Source organism: Arthrobacter sp. LFS091 (genome assembly GCF_047977885.1).
Classification (GTDB): domain Bacteria; phylum Actinomycetota; class Actinomycetes; order Actinomycetales; family Micrococcaceae; genus Arthrobacter.
In genome coordinates this window covers 582,925-599,450 of record NZ_JBFPFP010000001.1, presented here as the reverse complement: position 1 = coordinate 599,450, position 16,526 = coordinate 582,925, and the positions used below count along the sequence as shown (strand labels likewise).

The following is a 16,526-nucleotide window of genomic DNA, read 5'->3' as shown; positions in this document are numbered from 1 at the left end:
CGGCGATCAACGCATCAAGGGACTCAATCCACTCAGCAGTCTCTTCCGGATCACGATCAGGCAGCTGGGCAGTCAACCCGCTGAGGATGTGTGAGGTCTCTTCTCCTACAGACACGTCCAACCTTCCTTTAGGCGCATTCATCGGCGCCTCAGGTCTGGCAGGGTAACTGCCCGTCGTGAACGCGTCGTGTGCGACATTTCGGTTTCAACAGCCCGGTCCGATGCGCCGGGCAGGTCTTGTGAGCGCTTGGCTGCCCAGTAGAATTCTTTGGGGCGATCGCCCTGCAGCCATAGCGCTCATGGCCACTCTAGCTTTCACTGTGCCGGGATGCGTAGCCACGGGCCCCGGGGGGCGTTGTATGTCACACTCATAATCCCTCCGTGACCGATACCACGTACGTATCGGGGCCCCAAAACGCCCCCGGTAGTGCGGAATGTGGCCCCGGGCAGGGACAATGGCTTGAAGCACGCGCCCAAAGGGTGTTGGCTGTTAGTAATGGAAGTCACTTCAAAAGGAGGAAACGTGAGCGAGGCCGACGCCGCCACATCGGTAAATGTGGCGGAACGAATGGGTTTCAAAGATGGGGATCTGATTCAGGAGCGCGGCTACGACGACGACGTCGACTTCGACTTGCGTGATGACATCGAAGATGTCACTGGATCCGAGCTGTTGGATGAAGACGATCATGACGTAGTGGATGCTGTCGTCTTCTGGTGGCGCGATGGCGACGGTGATCTTGTTGATGCCCTGATGGATTCGCTCACCACACTGAAGGAAGGCGGAGTTGTCTGGGTCCTGACCCCCAAATCAGGTCGCGACGGCTACGTTTCCCCGGCAGACATCCAGGACGCAGCGCCCACGTCCGGTTTGCACCTCACCACCTCCGCCGGTGTTTCGAAGGACTGGAGTGCCACGCGCCTGGTGCCGAAGAAGAACAAGTGACCGAGGTCCCCTTGGCGCCGGCGCTGATGACGGTACCGGCCGTTGGTGATTCTGCGCCGGAATTCGAACTGGTCAACCAATACGGGGAGCCGGTTCGATTGTCCGACTATCGCGGACGGAACGTCGTTGTAGTGTTTTTCCCTTTCGCTTTCTCGGGTATCTGCACGGGAGAGTTGTGTGAGATCCGCGACAACATCGCTGCCTTCGAGGACGCGAACGCCGCAGTATTGGCCATCTCGGTGGACAGTAAGTTTGCCCAGCGGGCGTACGCCCAGAGCGAGGGTTTCGGATTCGATCTCCTCGCCGATTTCTGGCCTCACGGTGCGGTCGCCCAGGCATACGGTGTGTTCGACGCCGCCAGTGGGATGGCCCTGAGGGGAACTTTTATTATCGACGCCGGCGGCACCGTCCGTTACGCGGTTGTTAATCCAAGGGGCCAAGCCCGGGACTTCACCGAATACCGCCGGGCCCTGGCGGATCTGGTCGGGCACTCGTCATGAGCCGGGTCAGGCCGGGGGTGGGCATGACTGGCTTCGCCAGCATGGACCCGGAGCCGGCCGTGCACTTGCAGCCAGCCGAGTTGGAGGCTGTGTCAGAGGCGCGGTCTTTCCTGGAGGGCAAGCCGTTGGCTGTCCTCACCGGCGCGGGCCTGAGCACGGATTCGGGTATTCCTGATTACAGGGGGCCAGGCTCGGCGCCCCGGAACCCGATGACCTACCAGGAGTTCATCGGCAGTGCGTCCAACCGACGCCGCTATTGGGCCCGCAACCACATCGGGTGGTCCCATCTACGGCATGCCGATCCCAATGCCGGGCATGCCGCCATCGCGTTGATGGAACGGCGGGGACTTTTGACGGGTCTCATCACCCAGAACGTGGACAGGCTTCATGAGGACGCCGGAAGCGTTAACGTGGTGGACCTGCACGGGCGCTTTGACCAGGTCATCTGTCTCGAAAACGGACACATCTTCAGTCGGAAGCTGATCGCGGCCATCCTCGAAGAGATCAATCCTGGGTTCCTGGAGGCTGCACTGGATTCCGGGGTGGTGGAAATGGCTCCGGATGCCGACGCGACAGTGGAAGATCCCGACCTGATTACTTCGTTCGTAGTGGCGGTGTGTCCCATCTGCGGCGGGATGCTTAAGCCCAATTTCGTCTATTTTGGGGAAAACGTTCCCAAGGATCGCGTGGCACGCGCTTATGGGATGGTGGATAACGCGGAGGCCCTCCTGGTTGCGGGGTCCTCGTTGACGGTGCAGAGCGGACTTCGCTTTGTGCGTCACGCCGCCAAGGCCGGCAAGCCCGTGGTCATCATTAACCGGGGTGCCACCCGTGGCGACCCCCTCGCTACGGTGAAACTCGACCTCGGAGTGAGCGGTGCTTTGGATTATTTGGCGCGAACGCTGCCCGACATTTCAGGTGCTGCCGGGTCGATTGGTGTTTCCGGCACATAATCATGTAGAGTCATTGTTCGTTGGTTGAAGCGCTGAGGAACTGAAAAGGTCCGCAGGAAGCGCTGAAACCGTCATTTGGGTCTTTAGCTCAGCTGGTAGAGCGCCACGTTTACACCGTGGATGTCATCGGTTCGATCCCGGTAGGACCCACCAAGTAACCCCGCCACGGAGTGCCAACAGGTACGACGAGGCGGGGTTTTTTGTTGCCTTAACAAGGCCCGGATTGCGGTGCCTGAATTGTCAGTGGTGATCCCTAATGTTTCGGACATGGAATCCGTTGACATCCGCACCACAGTCCAAGGCGCTCCCGTGGCGGTCCAGCGTGGCGGCCAGGAGTGGGACGTGGTGGCTGAGCCTGTCCGCTGGTTCGAGAGGGTGCCGTGGTGGGAACAGTCAAGGCGAATGCCCCGGGGTCACGGCCGGGTGGATATCGAAATCTGGCAGGTCCAAGTGGCTCCGGGCAGAGGGCAGCATTCCGGCGCCGTGACGTGGGAACTTGTCCGGAATGGTGATGGCGCCTGGTACCTCCGGGGCGAGGAAGCCTTGGCTGCCTGAATCCGCGGGTTAAATGGATGAGCTCTCCACCACGACTATTGGGGGATGCCGCGGTGGAGAGCTCGAGAATGAATATACAGCGAACTTTTGGGTTTGAAAAGTGAGTCGATCGGGGGCTCAACTCAGGTATCCGCGGGGAGGGGCACCCCTCAGGCAGGTGAGACACTATGATGAGTAGTGTTCAGCTGAATGAACAGCCGGTACCTCGATGACGAAGGAGAATCGTGGCAGATTCCCGCTCTACCCGCTCGGAGGGGCTGGGCGCGTCGTCGCCGGCTCCTGCCGTCACCCGCGCAGCCGCCGTGCTTGAGGCGCTTGCCGGCTCCCCGTCCGGGCGACTGACCTTGAGTGACCTCTCGCGCGAACTTGGTATCCCCAAGTCCTCTACCTCGAATCTGCTTCTGGCCCTGGAGGAATCTCGCCTCATTACCCGGCAGGGAGCCGACTTTGCGCTGGGCCGAAAGCTTGTGGAGCTGGGTGCGGCGTACTTGAGCCGCTTGGACGAGGTGCAGGAGTTCTACAAATATTGTGAACAGGCCCCCACACTTTCAGGTGAGACCGTCAGGATCGCCATGCTCGACGGCGACCACGTTATTTACCTTGCACGCTACGAAGGCCATCCCGCCGTCCGGCTGACATCGAACATCGGTGACAAGATGCCGGTGTCTCTGTGCAGCGTTGGCAAAGCCTTGCTGGCCCAGTTGCACGACCACGATATTGAGGCGATGTTCCCCGACGGCATGTCGCTGCCCGTCATGACCCCGAACTCGCTGCGTACGGCCGAGGAGTTGAAGGCGCAGATTTCGACTATTCGCACTCAGGGGTTCGCCTTCGAGGACGAGGAATCCACCGTAGGAGTGGTCTGCCTGGCGGTTGCCGTGCCCACCCATGGAGCCCACGGCCCCAGCTTGGGCCTCTCAGTCACTGCACTGAAGGCGACATATTCGGAGGAGCAGGGTGCCCTGATGGTCAAGGAACTCAAGGAATTGGCCAGGTCCCTGGGCAATCCCATGGGATAGCACTTATAAATCTGATTTTAGTCTTGGCAAGCTGTTCATCAAGCTGTACGCTGTTCAACATAGTGATCTTGGCGGTGATGCCATCACTATCTCGCTGGGCCAACGGGGGCCTGGGGTGATTTTGAGGGAGTGCTTGTGACAACTCGTACTAAGACAAAGTTCGCGGCGGAAGCCGACGAAGCCGTCGTCGAACCGGAGCAGCTTCGGCGTGCGACGCTGGCCAGCTCTGTAGGTTCCGCTCTGGAGTACTACGATTTCTACATTTACGGTTTGGCTTCGGCGCTGATTTTCGGGCCGCTGTTTTTCGCGCCACTCGGTCCGGATGGCGCACTGATCGCTTCGTTCGCTACCTATGGTGTCGGCTTCGCGGCGCGGCCGTTTGGTGGTCTGATTTTCGGCTACATCGGTGACCGGTTCGGCCGGAAGATGGTCCTTATCCTGACCATCGCCTTGATGGGAACGGCGAGCTTCGCCATCGGACTCCTGCCTACCTTTGATCAGGCAGGGATGCTGGGCGCAGTTCTCCTCGTCACACTCCGCATCGTCCAAGGACTCGGGGCCGGCGCCGAGCAGGCCGGCGCCACGACGCTGATATCGGAAGTGGCACCGCGCCGCCGTCGTGGTTTCTTCGCTTCCTTGCCGTTCGTCGGAATCCAGCTCGGCACCCTCCTGGGCGCTGGAACGTTCGCCCTCATCGCCATGGCGGACAAGTCTGTCCTGCAGGGCTGGCTGTGGCGCGTGCCGTTCCTGGCCAGCTTCATCCTGATTGTCATCGCGATCTTCATTCGGCTCAAGCTCAAGGAAACGCCGGCTTTCCAGGAGCTGGAAAAGCACAAAAACGTGGTCAAGAACCCGATCGGTGCTTTGTGGAAGCACTCCAGGAAGAACGTGCTGATCGGCATCGGCCTGCGGATGGGCGAAAACGGAAACTCGTCCATTTACTCGGCGCTTCTGGTTTCGTTCATGAGCATGCCCGCAGGAGTCTTTGCCGGAAACAATTCCATTGGCCCGGTCGGCCTGCTGATTGCGGCTGGGTTCGCGGCAGTCCTCGTTGTGACCTTCGGGGCCCTTTCGGACAAGTATGGCCGTGTGCCGGTCTACCGCTACGGTGCGCTGTTCCAGGCCATCATCGCCGTGCCGGCCTTCTACCTGGTGACGTTGGGCAACGTCACGCTGGTCTGGGTGGTCATGGCTGTGGGCATCGCCATCGGTGTTCAGTCGATGCTCGGCCCGCAGTGCCCGCTCCTGCCGGAACTTTTTGGCTCGCAGTACCGCTTTACAGGCGTGGCGATGAGCCGGGAGATCTCCGCCGTACTGGCGGGCGGACTGGCCCCCCTGCTCGGTGCGCTGATGCTGGCAGCCACGAACCACTCGTGGCTGGTCCTGGCCATCTACTCGCTTATCCTGGCATTGATCTCGTTCGTCACAACCTTCTTCACCCCGGAGACGGCAGGACGCGACCTCGTCAGCACCGAAGACGCGCGGTAGCTTCTGCCGTAAGCGCGCAAAAGCACTGCGGCGCGGTCCCTCCGAGAGGAGGGGCCGCGCCGCTGTCGTTTGTCCTGCCGTTCTCCTTGGGGTGGACATTGGCAGAGGGCAGTGCAGAATTGGTGCAGCGGAAGAGGAGCGTGTCCATGACGGCAACCAAGGGCGTGACATCGCCGGAGAGCCCCGGACAGGTTCGGCGCGCTGCCGGGACAACTTTTCGTCCTGAGATCCAGGGTCTTCGCTCGCTTGCAGTACTCATGGTCGTCACTTACCACATCTGGTTTGGCCGGGTATCCGGCGGTGTGGATGTGTTCTTGCTGATTTCGGCGTTCCTGATGACCCTGCAATTCGTTGGGCGCTACGAGGATGCCCGTACCGTTTCACTGCTGCGGCACTGGCTTCACCTTTTCTGGCGGTTGTTGCCCGCGGTCGTGGTGGTCCTGCTCGGGACATTGGCGGCAACTTTTCTGGTCATTCCACGGACGCGGTGGACCGAGATCGTCAACCAGGCCTGGGCCTCGCTGTTCTACGTCCAGAACTGGCTGCTGCAACGGCAAGTGGTCAACTACTATGCGGCTGACCATAGCCTGGCCAGCCCCATGCAGCACTTTTGGTCGCTCTCCATCCAAGGGCAGGTCTTCATTCTTTGGCCTGCGATTTTTGTGCTGACCGCATTGGTCTGTCGCCGGTTTGGATGGTCGTACCGTGCCGTGCTGCTGGGAGTCTTTGGACTGGTTTTTACAGCCTCGCTCGCTTATTCGATTTACTTCACCGCGGCACATCAGGAACTGGCCTACTTCGACACTTTTGCCCGCTTGTGGGAGTTCGCTTTGGGCACCTTTGTTGCATTGCTCCTTCCCTTCCTGCATCCACGCAAGGGAATGAGAGCCGTACTTGGCTGGGTTGGTGTTGCTGCAATGCTGAGCTGCGGCGCCATCTTGCAGGTCCGTACAGCATTTCCCGGCTATGTTGCCCTGTGGCCCACGCTGGCTGCGGTAGCAGTGATTGTGGCCGGACAATCGGGAAGCCGGGTTGGCGTGGACCGGATCCTGTCCTCGAGGCTGCTGGTTGGGCTGGGGTCCACCTCATATGCCCTCTACCTATGGCACTGGCCGCTCCTCGTCATCACTCTGGTGTGGATTGGTGAAGACCATGCGGACTGGTTGACGGGCTCGTTGATTGTGATGGCCTCGCTGCTCCTGGCCTACGTCACCACGCGTTGGGTGGAGCGGCCGCTGCGTGCGTGGCGATGGCCAGAGGCCAAGCGGCGCCGCCTGGCTGTGGCCGTAGCAGTGTGCCTGGCCGTTGGGGCGTCGCCCATGGCAATTTTCGGCTACCAGCGGCAGGTGGAAAAAGACATCCTGGCTTCGCAGGGGACCGAGGACAACCCGGGTGCCAGGGCGTTGCTGCCGGGCTATGTCAACACCGGCAACGCGAATGCGCGGCCGCTGCCTACGCCTGAGCAGTTACCGGACGATTGGGGAAGGCTCGACGGTCCCTGCGTCGGCGAGTTGCGTCCTGCCGATGCCGCGCTTGCTGCGGAATGCCAGCAAAACGATGTGGGAAGCGGAGCGAAGAAGACGATTATTGTCGTAGGCCAGTCGCATTCCCTGCAGTGGCTGGGTGCGATTGGTCCCTTGGCCAAGGAACAACAGTGGCGCGTCCAGGCCATCACTTTGGGCGCCTGCCCCTTCATGACCCAGACGGAGGAGGTCGGAGCTGAGTGCAACCGGTTCAATGCACAGGTTCGGCAGCACATACGCCAGCACCATCCGGATGCGGTTTTCCTGGTGGGGACAGCGGCGGTTCCGGATTCACCCGATGAAGATTTGACGTGGGGACTGGACGATTTGGTGGGCGAGCTTACGGATCAGGGGGTGGAGGTCATTGCCATGCGGGACAATCCGCGGTTCTCCTTCAGTCCCAGTGAGTGTGCCATCGCCTCGGGGGTGGACGGTCCCGGCTGCAGTCCCGCGCTGTCCTCGGTCCTGGCGGAAAGCAACCCGCTGGAGCGGCTGGAGGGGACCTTCACCGGTTTGTCGATTTTGGATATGACCGACCTCATTTGTGACGGTGCCCGTTGTCCGGGGATCATCGGCAACGTCTACGTTTACCTGGACGACAACCACCTCTCGGCCAGCTACACAAGAAGCATGACTGAAATGCTGTCCGAGAGATGGTTGGCCGCCACGGGCTGGTAGGTGGTCCGGCTTAGTAGAAGTGGACGGGATCCACCAGATGGGGGAGTTCGCCGCCATCCAGGAAGGTGCGCAGGTTGCTGCAGAAACGCTCGGCGATGAGGCGGTTTTCAGCCTCGCTCAGGGCCGAGGTGTGCGGGGACACGAGGACCTGGGGGTGGTTCCACAACGGGCTGTCCTGCGGGAGAGGTTCGACGGCGAAGACGTCAAGGCACGCGTAAGAGACCTGACCGTTCTCGAGTGCCTCGTGCAACGCTTCCTCATCGACGACGGTTCCGCGGCCGACGTTGACGAACACGGCCCCGGGCTTCATGGCCGAGAAGATTTCGCGGTTGAACAGCTTCTCCGTGTAGGGGGTCCCGGGCAGGGTGTTCACCACTGCGTCAGCGCCGGAAACCAGGGAGGCCAGGTCGTCGTTGGTGGTCACCTTGTCGATGCCTTCGATGGCTTCGACGTTGCGCTTGGTCCCGCTGACCCTCATGCCGAGGGCGCGGGCTATACGGGCAGTTTCCATGCCGATTTCACCCAGTCCAGTGATCACCAAGGTGGAACCGTTAACGAGTTTGGTGGGTGTCCGCAGCTCAGGCCAGATCCTGGCAGCCTGGTCGCGGCCCATTTCGGCGCTGCGTTTGAAGCCGTTAAGGATGCCGAAGGCCGAGAACTCTGCCAGTGGCAGGGCATGGACCCCGGCCGAGGTGGTCACCTTGAACTTGCGCAGCGCTTCAGTGTCCAGGCCCGAGGCCTTGACGGCGCCGCCCGCTCCGGCGGCCATGGCATGGATCCACTGCAGGTGCGGATTGCTTTGGGCCACCTTGGCGAGTCCGGCGGGGCTTTCGTTGGGGAAGCCGTAGAGGACCTGTGCCTTGTTCAACATGGCCCAGTAGCGTTCTTCCTGCTCGACGGTCCGTTTGAAGTCGGGATCGCCGGCATGGTCCGCGGGGAAGCGCTCGGGCGGCAGCAACTCAGGATCGTAGAGAACCGTTACGGAGGGATCAACAGCGCGGATCAGCTCTACGTGCTCTGCTTCGAGCGGCACAGCGATGGCGATGGTAAGTTCATCAGTCGTCATAGTGTTCATCATACTGAATGACGGCTAGGATATTGAACAGAATTCCCGAGATGACCACAACGAAGTGAGGTACTACTGGCATGGACGGTAAACGTGTGGGCTTTGTCGGTTTGGGGCTCATGGGAGCACCCATGGCCGCCAACATCGCCAAAGCCGGGTGGGCAGTCACCGGCTGGAACCGCTCCGGCAAGGCCTTCGGGGACCTCCGTGGCGTCGAGCGCGCCGCCGAAGTGGCCCACCTTCGCGATGAGGATGCCATTATCTTCATGCTCCCGGACCTGCCGTTTATCGAGGAAGCCGCACAGGCCTTGCTTCAGTCCTGGCGGGGCGCGCCGCCAAAGCCGGGCACCGCCGTCGTCATCATGAGCAGCGTCTCGCCGACCGCGGTGCAGCAGTTCGGCCAAACGGTCCACGAAGCGAGTGGCGGCAACGCATCAGTGGTGGATGCCCCGGTCAGTGGCGGAACCAAAGGTGCGGAGGACGGCACCCTGGCCATCATGGTTGGTGCCGACGAATTCCAGTTCGAGGCACTCAAGCCGCTCCTCGAGACCATGGGAACAACCGTGCGGCGCATGGGGCCGCTTGGGTCCGGATCGCTGGCCAAGGCGTGCAACCAACTCATCGTCGGAACCACGACGGCGGCACTCGCCGAGGCAGCCGAGCTCGCCGAACGCTCCGACATGGACGTGGAGGCGCTCTTTGACGTCCTTTCGGGCGGGCTCGCCGGAAGCCGGGTGTTGGACAACGTTGGTCCGCGACTTGCTGCCAAAGACTATGCACCGACGGGACCCGCCAAATTCATGCACAAAGACCTCGGGTTCGTCCTGGAGAGTGCTGAAGCTGCCGGCTCCGCCGTGCCCCTGGCCACAGCCGCCGTCGAGCTGTACGCCGAAGTGAGGCGCCAGGGACTCGGAGACCAGGACCTTGCCGTCGTTCGGCAAACCATCGCCAATTTGAGCCCGACCCCAACCGCGACGTCGCGCAGCAACTGAGCCGACGCAACCGAAGAAGGAATGAAGAACAAACCATGACTGGACTTTTCGATCTGACCGGGCGGGTTGCCTTGGTTACTGGTTCAAGCCGGGGGATAGGTAACGCCCTGGCCAGGGGCCTTGCCGACGCTGGAGCCACGGTGGTGCTCAACGGCATCAGCGCTGAAAGACTCGACGCCGCGCAGGAGGCAATGGCCACCGACTACCCGGCGGGCAGGGTCCACAGCCGGGCCTTCGACGTCACCGACGCGGAGGCCGCCGCTGAAGGCGTAGCGTGGATTGAGCAGAACGTCGGCCCGCTCGACATCCTCGTGAACAACGCCGGGATCCAACACCGGGTCCCCATGCTCGATCTCGACGTCAAGGACTGGGACCGCGTGATCACCACGGACCTGACCAGCGCATTCCTGGTGGGCCGTGAAGCCGCCAGGCATATGATCCCCAGGGGCCACGGCAAAATCATCAACATCTGCTCAGTCCAAACAGACCTCGCGCGACCAACGATCGCACCCTATGTCGCCGCCAAGGGCGGGTTGCGGAACCTGACCCGGGCCATGACGGCCGAGTGGGCGGCGTCCGGGCTGCAGATCAATGGGATCGCCCCGGGTTACATCCACACCGAGATGACGCAGAACCTGGTGGACGACACCGACTTCAACTCCTGGATCCTTGGCCGGACACCTGCCAACAGGTGGGGGACCGTCGCGGACCTCGCCGGCCCAACGGTGTGGTTGGCCTCGCAGGCATCCAACTTCGTCAACGGCCAGACCATCTTCGTCGATGGCGGAATGACGGTGGTGGTCTGATGGGCATCACACTTCCCACAACCGCTCCGGCGGTGGTCGCCCATGGCAAGAACGACCTCCGCATCGAAGACATTCCGCTGACCGAGCCCACGCCGGACCAGGCGATCGTCGAAATCGCCTACGGCGGCATCTGCGGCTCCGACCTGCACTACTGGCTGCACGGCGCTGCGGGGGAATCCATCCTCAAGGAGCCCATGGTCCTCGGCCACGAAATCGTTGGCACCGTGGTCCAGCAGGCGGCGGATGGCAGCGGCCCGGGCGTGGGAACGCCCGTGGCAGTCCATCCAGCAACGCCCGCCCCCGGCGACGCCAGATACCCCGAGGACCGGCCAAACCTGTCCCCGGGATGCACATACCTGGGCAGCGCTGCCCGCTACCCGCACACCGATGGTGCCTTCAGCCGATATGCAAACCTGCCATCGAGGATGCTTCGCCCACTGCCGGAAAACCTGGACCTGAGGACCGCTGCCCTGGTGGAACCGGCCAGTGTCGCCTGGCACGCTGTGGCCCGGGCGGGGGACGTCCGCGGAAAAACGGCGCTCGTCATCGGAAGTGGCCCTATCGGTGCGCTCGCGGTCGCGGTCCTGAAGCGCGCCGGCGCTGCCCGGATTGTCGCTGTCGATATGCATGACAAGCCGCTGGAGATCGCACGGGCGGTCGGTGCGGACGCCGTACTCAAAGGCGACGAAGCGGAAGCCATCGCAGCCGTGGACGCCGACATCGTCATTGAATCGTCCGGCAGCCATTACGGGCTGGCCTCTGCCATCAAGGGAGCCACCCGTGGCGGCAAGGTAGTGATGGTGGGACTGCTCCCGTCAGGGCCTCAGCCGGTGTACATCTCACTGGCCATCACCCGGGAACTCGAACTGCTGGGTTCATTCCGTTTCAATGACGAAATCGAGGACGTCATCGCTGCGCTCGCCGACGGTTCGCTTCAGGTGGATCCTGTGGTGACGCACGAATTCGACCTCGCCCACGGGCTCGAAGCCTTTGACGTGGCGAAGAACCCTGCTGAGTCCGGAAAGGTGCTGCTGAACTTCCGGGAGTAGCTAGTTTTTGGCAACAGGCACAAATACGCGGGGTTGGTCATCCCAGCTGGGGGCCAACTCCGCGATGGTTTGCCGCATGATCCGGGCGGCGGCGTCCCGCGCAACAGGACCGTCGCCGGTCTCGATGGCATGCGCAACATCCATATGCCACTGCAGGGCCTGCTTTTGGGGGTGCTCCGGCATCAGTCCGTGCACCGTCCTGCCGGTCAGCGTCTCGGTGACCTGGCCGATCAGGTTCGCAAACATCTCATTGCCTGAGCCCGACAGGACCAGGGCATGGAAACGGATGTCGAGGTCAAGGAACGTGGCCATGTCGCCGGCATCGCCGGCTTCCTTCATGGCGTGCGAGATACCCACCAGCTCCTTGCGGAGCGCATCGGGGGCGTTATCGGCCGCCAGTTCAGCGGCCACGGGCTCGACGGCGGAACGCAGCTCCGCCAGCGAACGCAACTGGGCTCCGCGTCCTTCGCCAGCCAATCGCCAACGAATGACCAAGGGATCGAAGGGGTTCCAGCGGTTGGCCGGAAGGACTCTGATCCCCACCCGCTTGATGGTCTCCACCAGTCCCAACGACTGAAGGACCCGAACCGCTTCGCGGACAACCGAACGTGAAACCTTGAGCTCGTCTTCCAAATGCTCCGCCAACATGACATGGCCAGTAGGAAGGGCGCCGCCGACAATGCGGGTCCCCAGATGCTCGACGGCGCGGTGGTGGAGGCTGGTTGACATAGAGGTAAGCATAATGGCGCGGGGAGCCATGGCGCGCAGGAATGGCAACGCAGTCCCCTTGGGAGGGCAGTACGGACAGGAGGCATCATAGACTGTTTATGACGTGGCGTCGTTCCACTTGGTGGGCGCCGCTTTCCTGCCCCGGATTTAAATACGTATGGTTTATTACAGCCCCTGGTTTTGATTTTCTTCCTGCGTGTCCGCAGGACTGTTTGAACACGAACGAATTGGAGTTTTGATGTCAGCACACATCGGTGTCACCGGCCTCGCGGTGATGGGTGCCAACCTTGCCCGCAACCTTGCCCGCAACGGCTTCACCGTGGCGCTCCACAACCGCTCCGTGGAGAAGACCGACGCCCTGCTGGAGAAGCACGGCACGGAAGGCGACTTCATTCGCACCGAATCGCTGCAGGAACTCGTCGACTCCCTCGAAAAGCCCCGCCGCGTCCTGATCATGGTCAAGGCAGGCGCACCTGTCGACAACGTCATCGAGCAGCTCGAACCGCTGCTCGAGGCCGGAGACATCATCATCGATGCCGGCAACTCGCACTATGAGGACACCCGTCGCCGCGAAGCTGCCCTTGCCAAGAAGGACCTTCACTTCGTCGGCGTCGGTGTTTCCGGCGGCGAAGAGGGCGCCTTGAACGGCCCATCCATCATGCCCGGTGGATCCAGGGAGTCCTACGACGCCCTCGGCCCGCTGCTGGAAAAGATTTCCGCCAAGGTCGACGGCGAACCCTGCTGCGCTTGGATCGGCACCGACGGTGCGGGCCACTTCGTCAAGATGGTCCACAACGGCATCGAGTACGCCGACATGCAGGTCATCGGCGAAGCCTTCGACCTCCTCCGCTCGGGTGCCGGCATTGAGCCGGCGGAGCAGGCAAAGATCTTCACCGAATGGAACAAGGGCGATCTGTCCTCCTTCCTGATCGAGATCTCCGCTGAGGTCCTGGGCCACGTTGATGCCAAGACCGGCAAGCCGTTCGTGGACGTCGTCGTTGATGCCGCAGGCCAGAAGGGCACCGGACGCTGGACCGTTATCTCCGCCCTCGAGCTCGGCTCGCCGGTGTCCGGCATTGCAGAGTCCGTGTTCGCTCGTGCGTTGTCCTCGCAGGCCGAGCAGCGCAGGCTCGGCCAGGAACTGCTGGCCGGCGAAGAAGCCACCGTGGAGATCCCCGAAACGTTCGTCGAGGACGTTCGCCAGGCGCTCTACGCCTCCAAGCTGGTCTCCTACGCCCAGGGCCTGGACATGCTGACCTCCGCTGCCAAGGAATACGGCTGGGATCTCAAACTGGACGAGATCGCTTCGCTGTGGCGCGCGGGCTGCATCATCCGTGCAGAACTGCTCAAGGACATCACCAAGGCATACGCTGCCGAGGAGAAGCCCGCCAACCTGCTCTTCGCACCGGCCTTCACCAAGGCCATCGCGGAGGCTTTGCCGGCCTGGCGCCGCGTCGTAGCCACCGCCGTGCAGCTGGGCATTCCCGTGCCGGTGTTCTCCTCCTCGCTGGCCTACTACGACGGACTGCGCCGCAAGCGCGTCGCCGCTGCCCTGATCCAGGGCCAGCGCGACCTCTTCGGTGCACACACCTACGGTCGCGTCGACACCGAAGGTACCTTCCACACCCTGTGGGGCGAAGACAAGTCCGAGATCTCGGCTGTCGACACCCACTAGCAGCATCGCGCTGAAGGCCGGTTCCCTCCCACTAGGCTGGGAGGAGCCGGCCTTTGCCGTGCCGGGTGCCGGTGCGCTGGCCGCCAGCAAAGGACTAAAGCCATGACAGCGCGGATCGCAATCGTTACAGGGGCCTCCACGGGAATCGGTTTCGAAACCGCCATCGCCATGAAAGCCGCCGGTTTTACCGTCTACGCGGGTGCGCGTCGCCTTGAAAAGATGGAGCCACTCACGTTGCGCGGAATCGTGGTCCTGTCCTTGGACGTGACCTCTGAGGAGTCCATGGCATCCGCGGTGGCATCGGTGGAAAAGGCCCATGGAAGGGTCGATGTCCTGGTGAACAACGCCGGCTACGGTTCCTATGGATCCCTTGAAGAGGTTCCCCTCGACGAAGGCCGACGCCAGTTCGAGGTCAACGTCATGGGGCTGGCCCGCATGACGCAGCTGGTGATTCCCGGTATGCGCAGGGCGCACTCCGGCAGGATCATCAACGTCTCGTCCATCGGTGGAAAAATCTACGAGCCCCTGGGAGCCTGGTATCACGGCACCAAATTCGCGGTGGAAGGCATGAGCGATTCATTGCGTTTGGAACTAAGGCCGCACGGCATCGACGTGGTCATCATCGAACCGTCCGGAACAGACTCCGAGTGGGGAACCATTGCGGGGACTGGGTTACTCGCCCGCTCCGGGGAAGGACCCTATGAAGACCACGCCCACATCGTCGCTGCGGCATTGGCTTCCACGTCCGGGCAGGGCCATGTCCTCTCAACGCCAGCCCGGGTAGTTGCCGACACGATAGTTCGCGCCGCCAACGCAAAACGCCCCAGGACCCGCTACCCGGTGGGCAGGGGGGCCTGGAGCGTCCTGGCGATGCGCAGAATTCTTCCGGACCGGATCTTCGACGCCGTTTTCCTGAATTTCTACAAGAGACTGGCTGGAGGCTAGATCCGGTACTCGATGTAGTACTCGGCGGGATCCACGGCAGGTTTGGTTTCGGACCTTGCATCCCGGTGCCGCCACGTGGCCGGAATCCCGGTAATGATGGATTCCGGGGGCGCGTCCTTGACCACAACGGCGTTGGCACCCACAGCACTGTCCGCGCCGATGGTGATGGGACCCAGGACCTTGGCGCCGGCGCCAATGGTGACCCGGTCGCCGATGGTGGGGTGCCGCTTGACCTTGGCCAAGGAGCGTCCGCCGAGCGTGACGCCGTGATAGATCATCACGTCCTCGCCGATTTCGGCCGTCTCCCCAATGACCACTCCCATGCCGTGGTCGATGAAGAACCTCCGGCCGATGGTAGCGCCGGGATGGATTTCAATGCCCGTCAGGAATCTGGCCAGCTGCGAAATCAGGCGGGCCGGAAAGCGGAGCGCGGGGTTTTGCCACAGCCGGTGCGTCACCCGGTGTGCCCAGATGGCGTGGAGTCCGGAGTAGGCGAAAAAGTTCTCGAAAGAGCCTCGCGCCGCCGGGTCATGCGACCGGGCGGCGTCGAGGTCTTCCTTAAGCCTTGCGAAGAAGCTCACAAAGACCTTTCTACAGGAAATGAAGGCGTACGGGCCGAGTTCTAGCCGCGGATGTCGTCGAACAGGACAGTGGAGATGTAGCGCTCTCCAAAGTCGCAGACGACGGCGACAATGAGCTTGCCGGCGTTCTCGGGGCGCTTGGCCAACTCAAGGGCACCCCATACGATGGCGCCTGAGGAGATGCCGCCCAGGATGCCTTCACGGGCACCGAGATCGCGGGCTACGCGGACCGAATCTTCCAGCGTGGCGTCAAGGACCTCGTCGTAGACGTTGGTGTCGAGGATCTCCGGCACGAAGTTGGCACCGATGCCCTGGATCTTGTGGGGACCGGGTGCGCCGCCGTTGAGGATCGCAGAGTCTTTGGGCTCAACAGCAACGATCTGCACACCAGGCTTGCGCTCCTTGAGCACCTGCCCGACGCCGGTGATGGTGCCGCCGGTGCCGACGCCGGCAACGAAGATGTCGACTTCGCCGTCGGTGTCTTCCCAGACTTCCTCGGCCGTGGTGGCGCGGTGGATGGCAGGGTTGGCCTCGTTGGCGAACTGCTGTGCCCAGATGGAGTTTTCAGTGTTGGCCACGATCTCCTGGGCCTTTTCCACTGCTCCGCGCATGCCTTCGGAACCCGGGGTCAGAACGATCTCGGCACCGTAGGCGCGGAGCATGACGCGGCGCTCAGTGGACATTGTCTCGGGCATGGTCAGGATGACCTTGTAGCCGCGTGCAGCGCCGACCAGTGCCAGGGCGATGCCGGTGTTGCCGGACGTGCCTTCCACGATGGTTCCGCCGGGCTTCAAGGCGCCGGACTTCTCAGCGGCATCAATGATGGCTACGCCGATGCGGTCCTTGACGCTGTTGGCAGGGTTGTAGAACTCAAGCTTGACCGCAACGGTGGCGTCCAGGCCTTCGGTGAGCCGGTTCAAACGGACCAGCGGTGTGCGACCGACCAGCTGCGTGACGTCGTCGTAGATCCTTGCCATGAAGATTGTGCCTATCTCTGAGGAGGGAATGCTGAGGTCAGCCTAAC

16 protein-coding genes and 1 tRNA gene are annotated in these 16,526 nt (G+C 62.3%); 13 read left to right on the top strand and 4 right to left on the bottom strand.

The features are described 5' to 3' along the window. The first annotated feature begins 523 nt into the window (after positions 1-523). The 8 genes from ACNQOP_RS02815 to ACNQOP_RS02780 all read left to right on the top strand — a co-directional run bounded on the left by ACNQOP_RS02815 (position 524) and on the right by ACNQOP_RS02780 (position 7,659). On the top strand, positions 524-943 hold the full coding sequence (locus tag ACNQOP_RS02815) for a DUF3052 domain-containing protein (protein WP_211712171.1): 420 nt from the start codon (positions 524-526) through the stop codon (positions 941-943). After that, a complete protein-coding gene (locus ACNQOP_RS02810; protein ID WP_416403245.1) occupies positions 940-1,443 on the top strand; it encodes a peroxiredoxin in 504 nt (167 codons plus the stop codon). Before ACNQOP_RS02815 ends, ACNQOP_RS02810 begins: the two co-directional genes overlap by 4 nt. Continuing rightward, on the top strand, positions 1,440-2,396 hold the full coding sequence (locus tag ACNQOP_RS02805) for an NAD-dependent protein deacetylase (RefSeq protein ID WP_257367890.1): 957 nt from the start codon (positions 1,440-1,442) through the stop codon (positions 2,394-2,396). The genes ACNQOP_RS02810 and ACNQOP_RS02805 overlap by 4 nt, the downstream gene beginning before the upstream one ends. A 77-nt stretch (positions 2,397-2,473) precedes the next feature. Further along, positions 2,474-2,549, top strand: a tRNA-Val gene (locus ACNQOP_RS02800). Positions 2,550-2,663: 114 nt separating this feature from the next. Continuing rightward, positions 2,664-2,951 carry a hypothetical protein gene (locus tag ACNQOP_RS02795; protein WP_235522080.1) on the top strand — a complete coding sequence of 96 codons (288 nt, stop codon included), beginning with the start codon at positions 2,664-2,666 and terminating at the stop codon, positions 2,949-2,951. A 224-nt stretch (positions 2,952-3,175) separates the two neighbouring features. Further along, positions 3,176-3,970 carry an IclR family transcriptional regulator gene (locus ACNQOP_RS02790; protein ID WP_416403244.1) on the top strand — a complete coding sequence of 265 codons (795 nt, stop codon included), beginning with the start codon at positions 3,176-3,178 and terminating at the stop codon, positions 3,968-3,970. Positions 3,971-4,099: 129 nt separating this feature from the next. Next, positions 4,100-5,458 carry an MFS transporter gene (locus ACNQOP_RS02785; RefSeq protein ID WP_416403243.1) on the top strand — a complete coding sequence of 453 codons (1,359 nt, stop codon included), beginning with the start codon at positions 4,100-4,102 and terminating at the stop codon, positions 5,456-5,458. 146 nt (positions 5,459-5,604) lie between these two features. Next, a complete protein-coding gene (locus ACNQOP_RS02780) occupies positions 5,605-7,659 on the top strand; it encodes an acyltransferase family protein (protein WP_416403242.1) in 2,055 nt (684 codons plus the stop codon). Positions 7,660-7,669: 10 nt separating this feature from the next. Here ACNQOP_RS02780 and ACNQOP_RS02775 read toward each other — a convergent pair whose 3' ends face one another. After that, on the bottom strand, positions 7,670-8,737 hold the full coding sequence (locus ACNQOP_RS02775) for a D-2-hydroxyacid dehydrogenase (protein ID WP_416403240.1): 1,068 nt from the start codon (positions 8,735-8,737) through the stop codon (positions 7,670-7,672). A gap of 68 nt (positions 8,738-8,805) precedes the next feature. On the opposite strand from ACNQOP_RS02775, the gene ACNQOP_RS02770 reads away from it, so the two are divergent. From ACNQOP_RS02770 to ACNQOP_RS02760, 3 genes are read left to right on the top strand one after another with little or no spacing between them, the layout of a single operon-like run. Further along, complete coding sequence (locus ACNQOP_RS02770; RefSeq protein WP_416403239.1) at positions 8,806-9,717, top strand: NAD(P)-dependent oxidoreductase; 912 nt, start codon at positions 8,806-8,808, stop codon at positions 9,715-9,717. Between the two features lie 35 nt (positions 9,718-9,752). Then, the gene (locus tag ACNQOP_RS02765) at positions 9,753-10,523 is read left to right on the top strand and encodes an SDR family oxidoreductase (RefSeq protein ID WP_257367896.1); all 771 of its coding nucleotides are present in this window, start codon (positions 9,753-9,755) and stop codon (positions 10,521-10,523) included. Next, positions 10,523-11,572 (top strand): L-idonate 5-dehydrogenase, encoded by a 1,050-nt coding sequence (locus ACNQOP_RS02760; RefSeq protein ID WP_416403238.1) that lies wholly within the window; start codon positions 10,523-10,525, stop codon positions 11,570-11,572. Before ACNQOP_RS02765 ends, ACNQOP_RS02760 begins: the two co-directional genes overlap by 1 nt. Here ACNQOP_RS02760 and ACNQOP_RS02755 read toward each other — a convergent pair whose 3' ends face one another. Beyond that, positions 11,573-12,301 carry a FadR/GntR family transcriptional regulator gene (locus tag ACNQOP_RS02755; RefSeq protein WP_284985838.1) on the bottom strand — a complete coding sequence of 243 codons (729 nt, stop codon included), beginning with the start codon at positions 12,299-12,301 and terminating at the stop codon, positions 11,573-11,575. Positions 12,302-12,539: 238 nt separating this feature from the next. Here ACNQOP_RS02755 and gndA point away from each other — a divergent pair, with 238 nt between their 5' ends. Both gndA and ACNQOP_RS02745 read left to right on the top strand, forming a co-directional pair. Beyond that, positions 12,540-13,976, top strand: coding sequence for an NADP-dependent phosphogluconate dehydrogenase (gene gndA / locus ACNQOP_RS02750; RefSeq protein ID WP_257367899.1), 1,437 nt, complete (start codon positions 12,540-12,542; stop codon positions 13,974-13,976). Positions 13,977-14,078: 102 nt separating this feature from the next. Further along, a complete protein-coding gene (locus ACNQOP_RS02745) occupies positions 14,079-14,921 on the top strand; it encodes an oxidoreductase (protein ID WP_416403236.1) in 843 nt (280 codons plus the stop codon). Here the strand turns inward: ACNQOP_RS02745 and epsC are convergent. Further along, the gene (gene epsC / locus ACNQOP_RS02740; RefSeq protein ID WP_235522091.1) at positions 14,918-15,502 is read right to left on the bottom strand and encodes a serine O-acetyltransferase EpsC; all 585 of its coding nucleotides are present in this window, start codon (positions 15,500-15,502) and stop codon (positions 14,918-14,920) included. The two genes, ACNQOP_RS02745 and epsC, sit on opposite strands and share 4 nt — an antisense overlap. 41 nt (positions 15,503-15,543) lie before the next feature. Further along, positions 15,544-16,479 (bottom strand): cysteine synthase A, encoded by a 936-nt coding sequence (cysK, locus tag ACNQOP_RS02735; protein WP_235522092.1) that lies wholly within the window; start codon positions 16,477-16,479, stop codon positions 15,544-15,546. Positions 16,480-16,526 lie beyond the last annotated feature (47 nt).

Bases quoted from the DNA above. Each gene is read 5' to 3' on its own strand.
- ACNQOP_RS02805 (WP_257367890.1), top strand. From the start codon at position 1,440: ATGAGCCGGGTCAGGCCGGGGGTGGGCATGACTGGCTTCGCCAGCATG.
- ACNQOP_RS02795 (WP_235522080.1), top strand. From the start codon at position 2,664: ATGGAATCCGTTGACATCCGCACCACAGTCCAAGGCGCTCCCGTGGCG.
- ACNQOP_RS02780 (WP_416403242.1), top strand. From the start codon at position 5,605: ATGACGGCAACCAAGGGCGTGACATCGCCGGAGAGCCCCGGACAGGTT.
- ACNQOP_RS02775 (WP_416403240.1), bottom strand. From the start codon at position 8,737: ATGATGAACACTATGACGACTGATGAACTTACCATCGCCATCGCTGTG.
- ACNQOP_RS02770 (WP_416403239.1), top strand. From the start codon at position 8,806: ATGGACGGTAAACGTGTGGGCTTTGTCGGTTTGGGGCTCATGGGAGCA.
- ACNQOP_RS02765 (WP_257367896.1), top strand. From the start codon at position 9,753: ATGACTGGACTTTTCGATCTGACCGGGCGGGTTGCCTTGGTTACTGGT.
- ACNQOP_RS02760 (WP_416403238.1), top strand. From the start codon at position 10,523: ATGGGCATCACACTTCCCACAACCGCTCCGGCGGTGGTCGCCCATGGC.
- ACNQOP_RS02755 (WP_284985838.1), bottom strand. From the start codon at position 12,301: ATGTCAACCAGCCTCCACCACCGCGCCGTCGAGCATCTGGGGACCCGC.
- gndA (WP_257367899.1), top strand. From the start codon at position 12,540: ATGTCAGCACACATCGGTGTCACCGGCCTCGCGGTGATGGGTGCCAAC.
- ACNQOP_RS02745 (WP_416403236.1), top strand. From the start codon at position 14,079: ATGACAGCGCGGATCGCAATCGTTACAGGGGCCTCCACGGGAATCGGT.
- cysK (WP_235522092.1), bottom strand. From the start codon at position 16,479: ATGGCAAGGATCTACGACGACGTCACGCAGCTGGTCGGTCGCACACCG.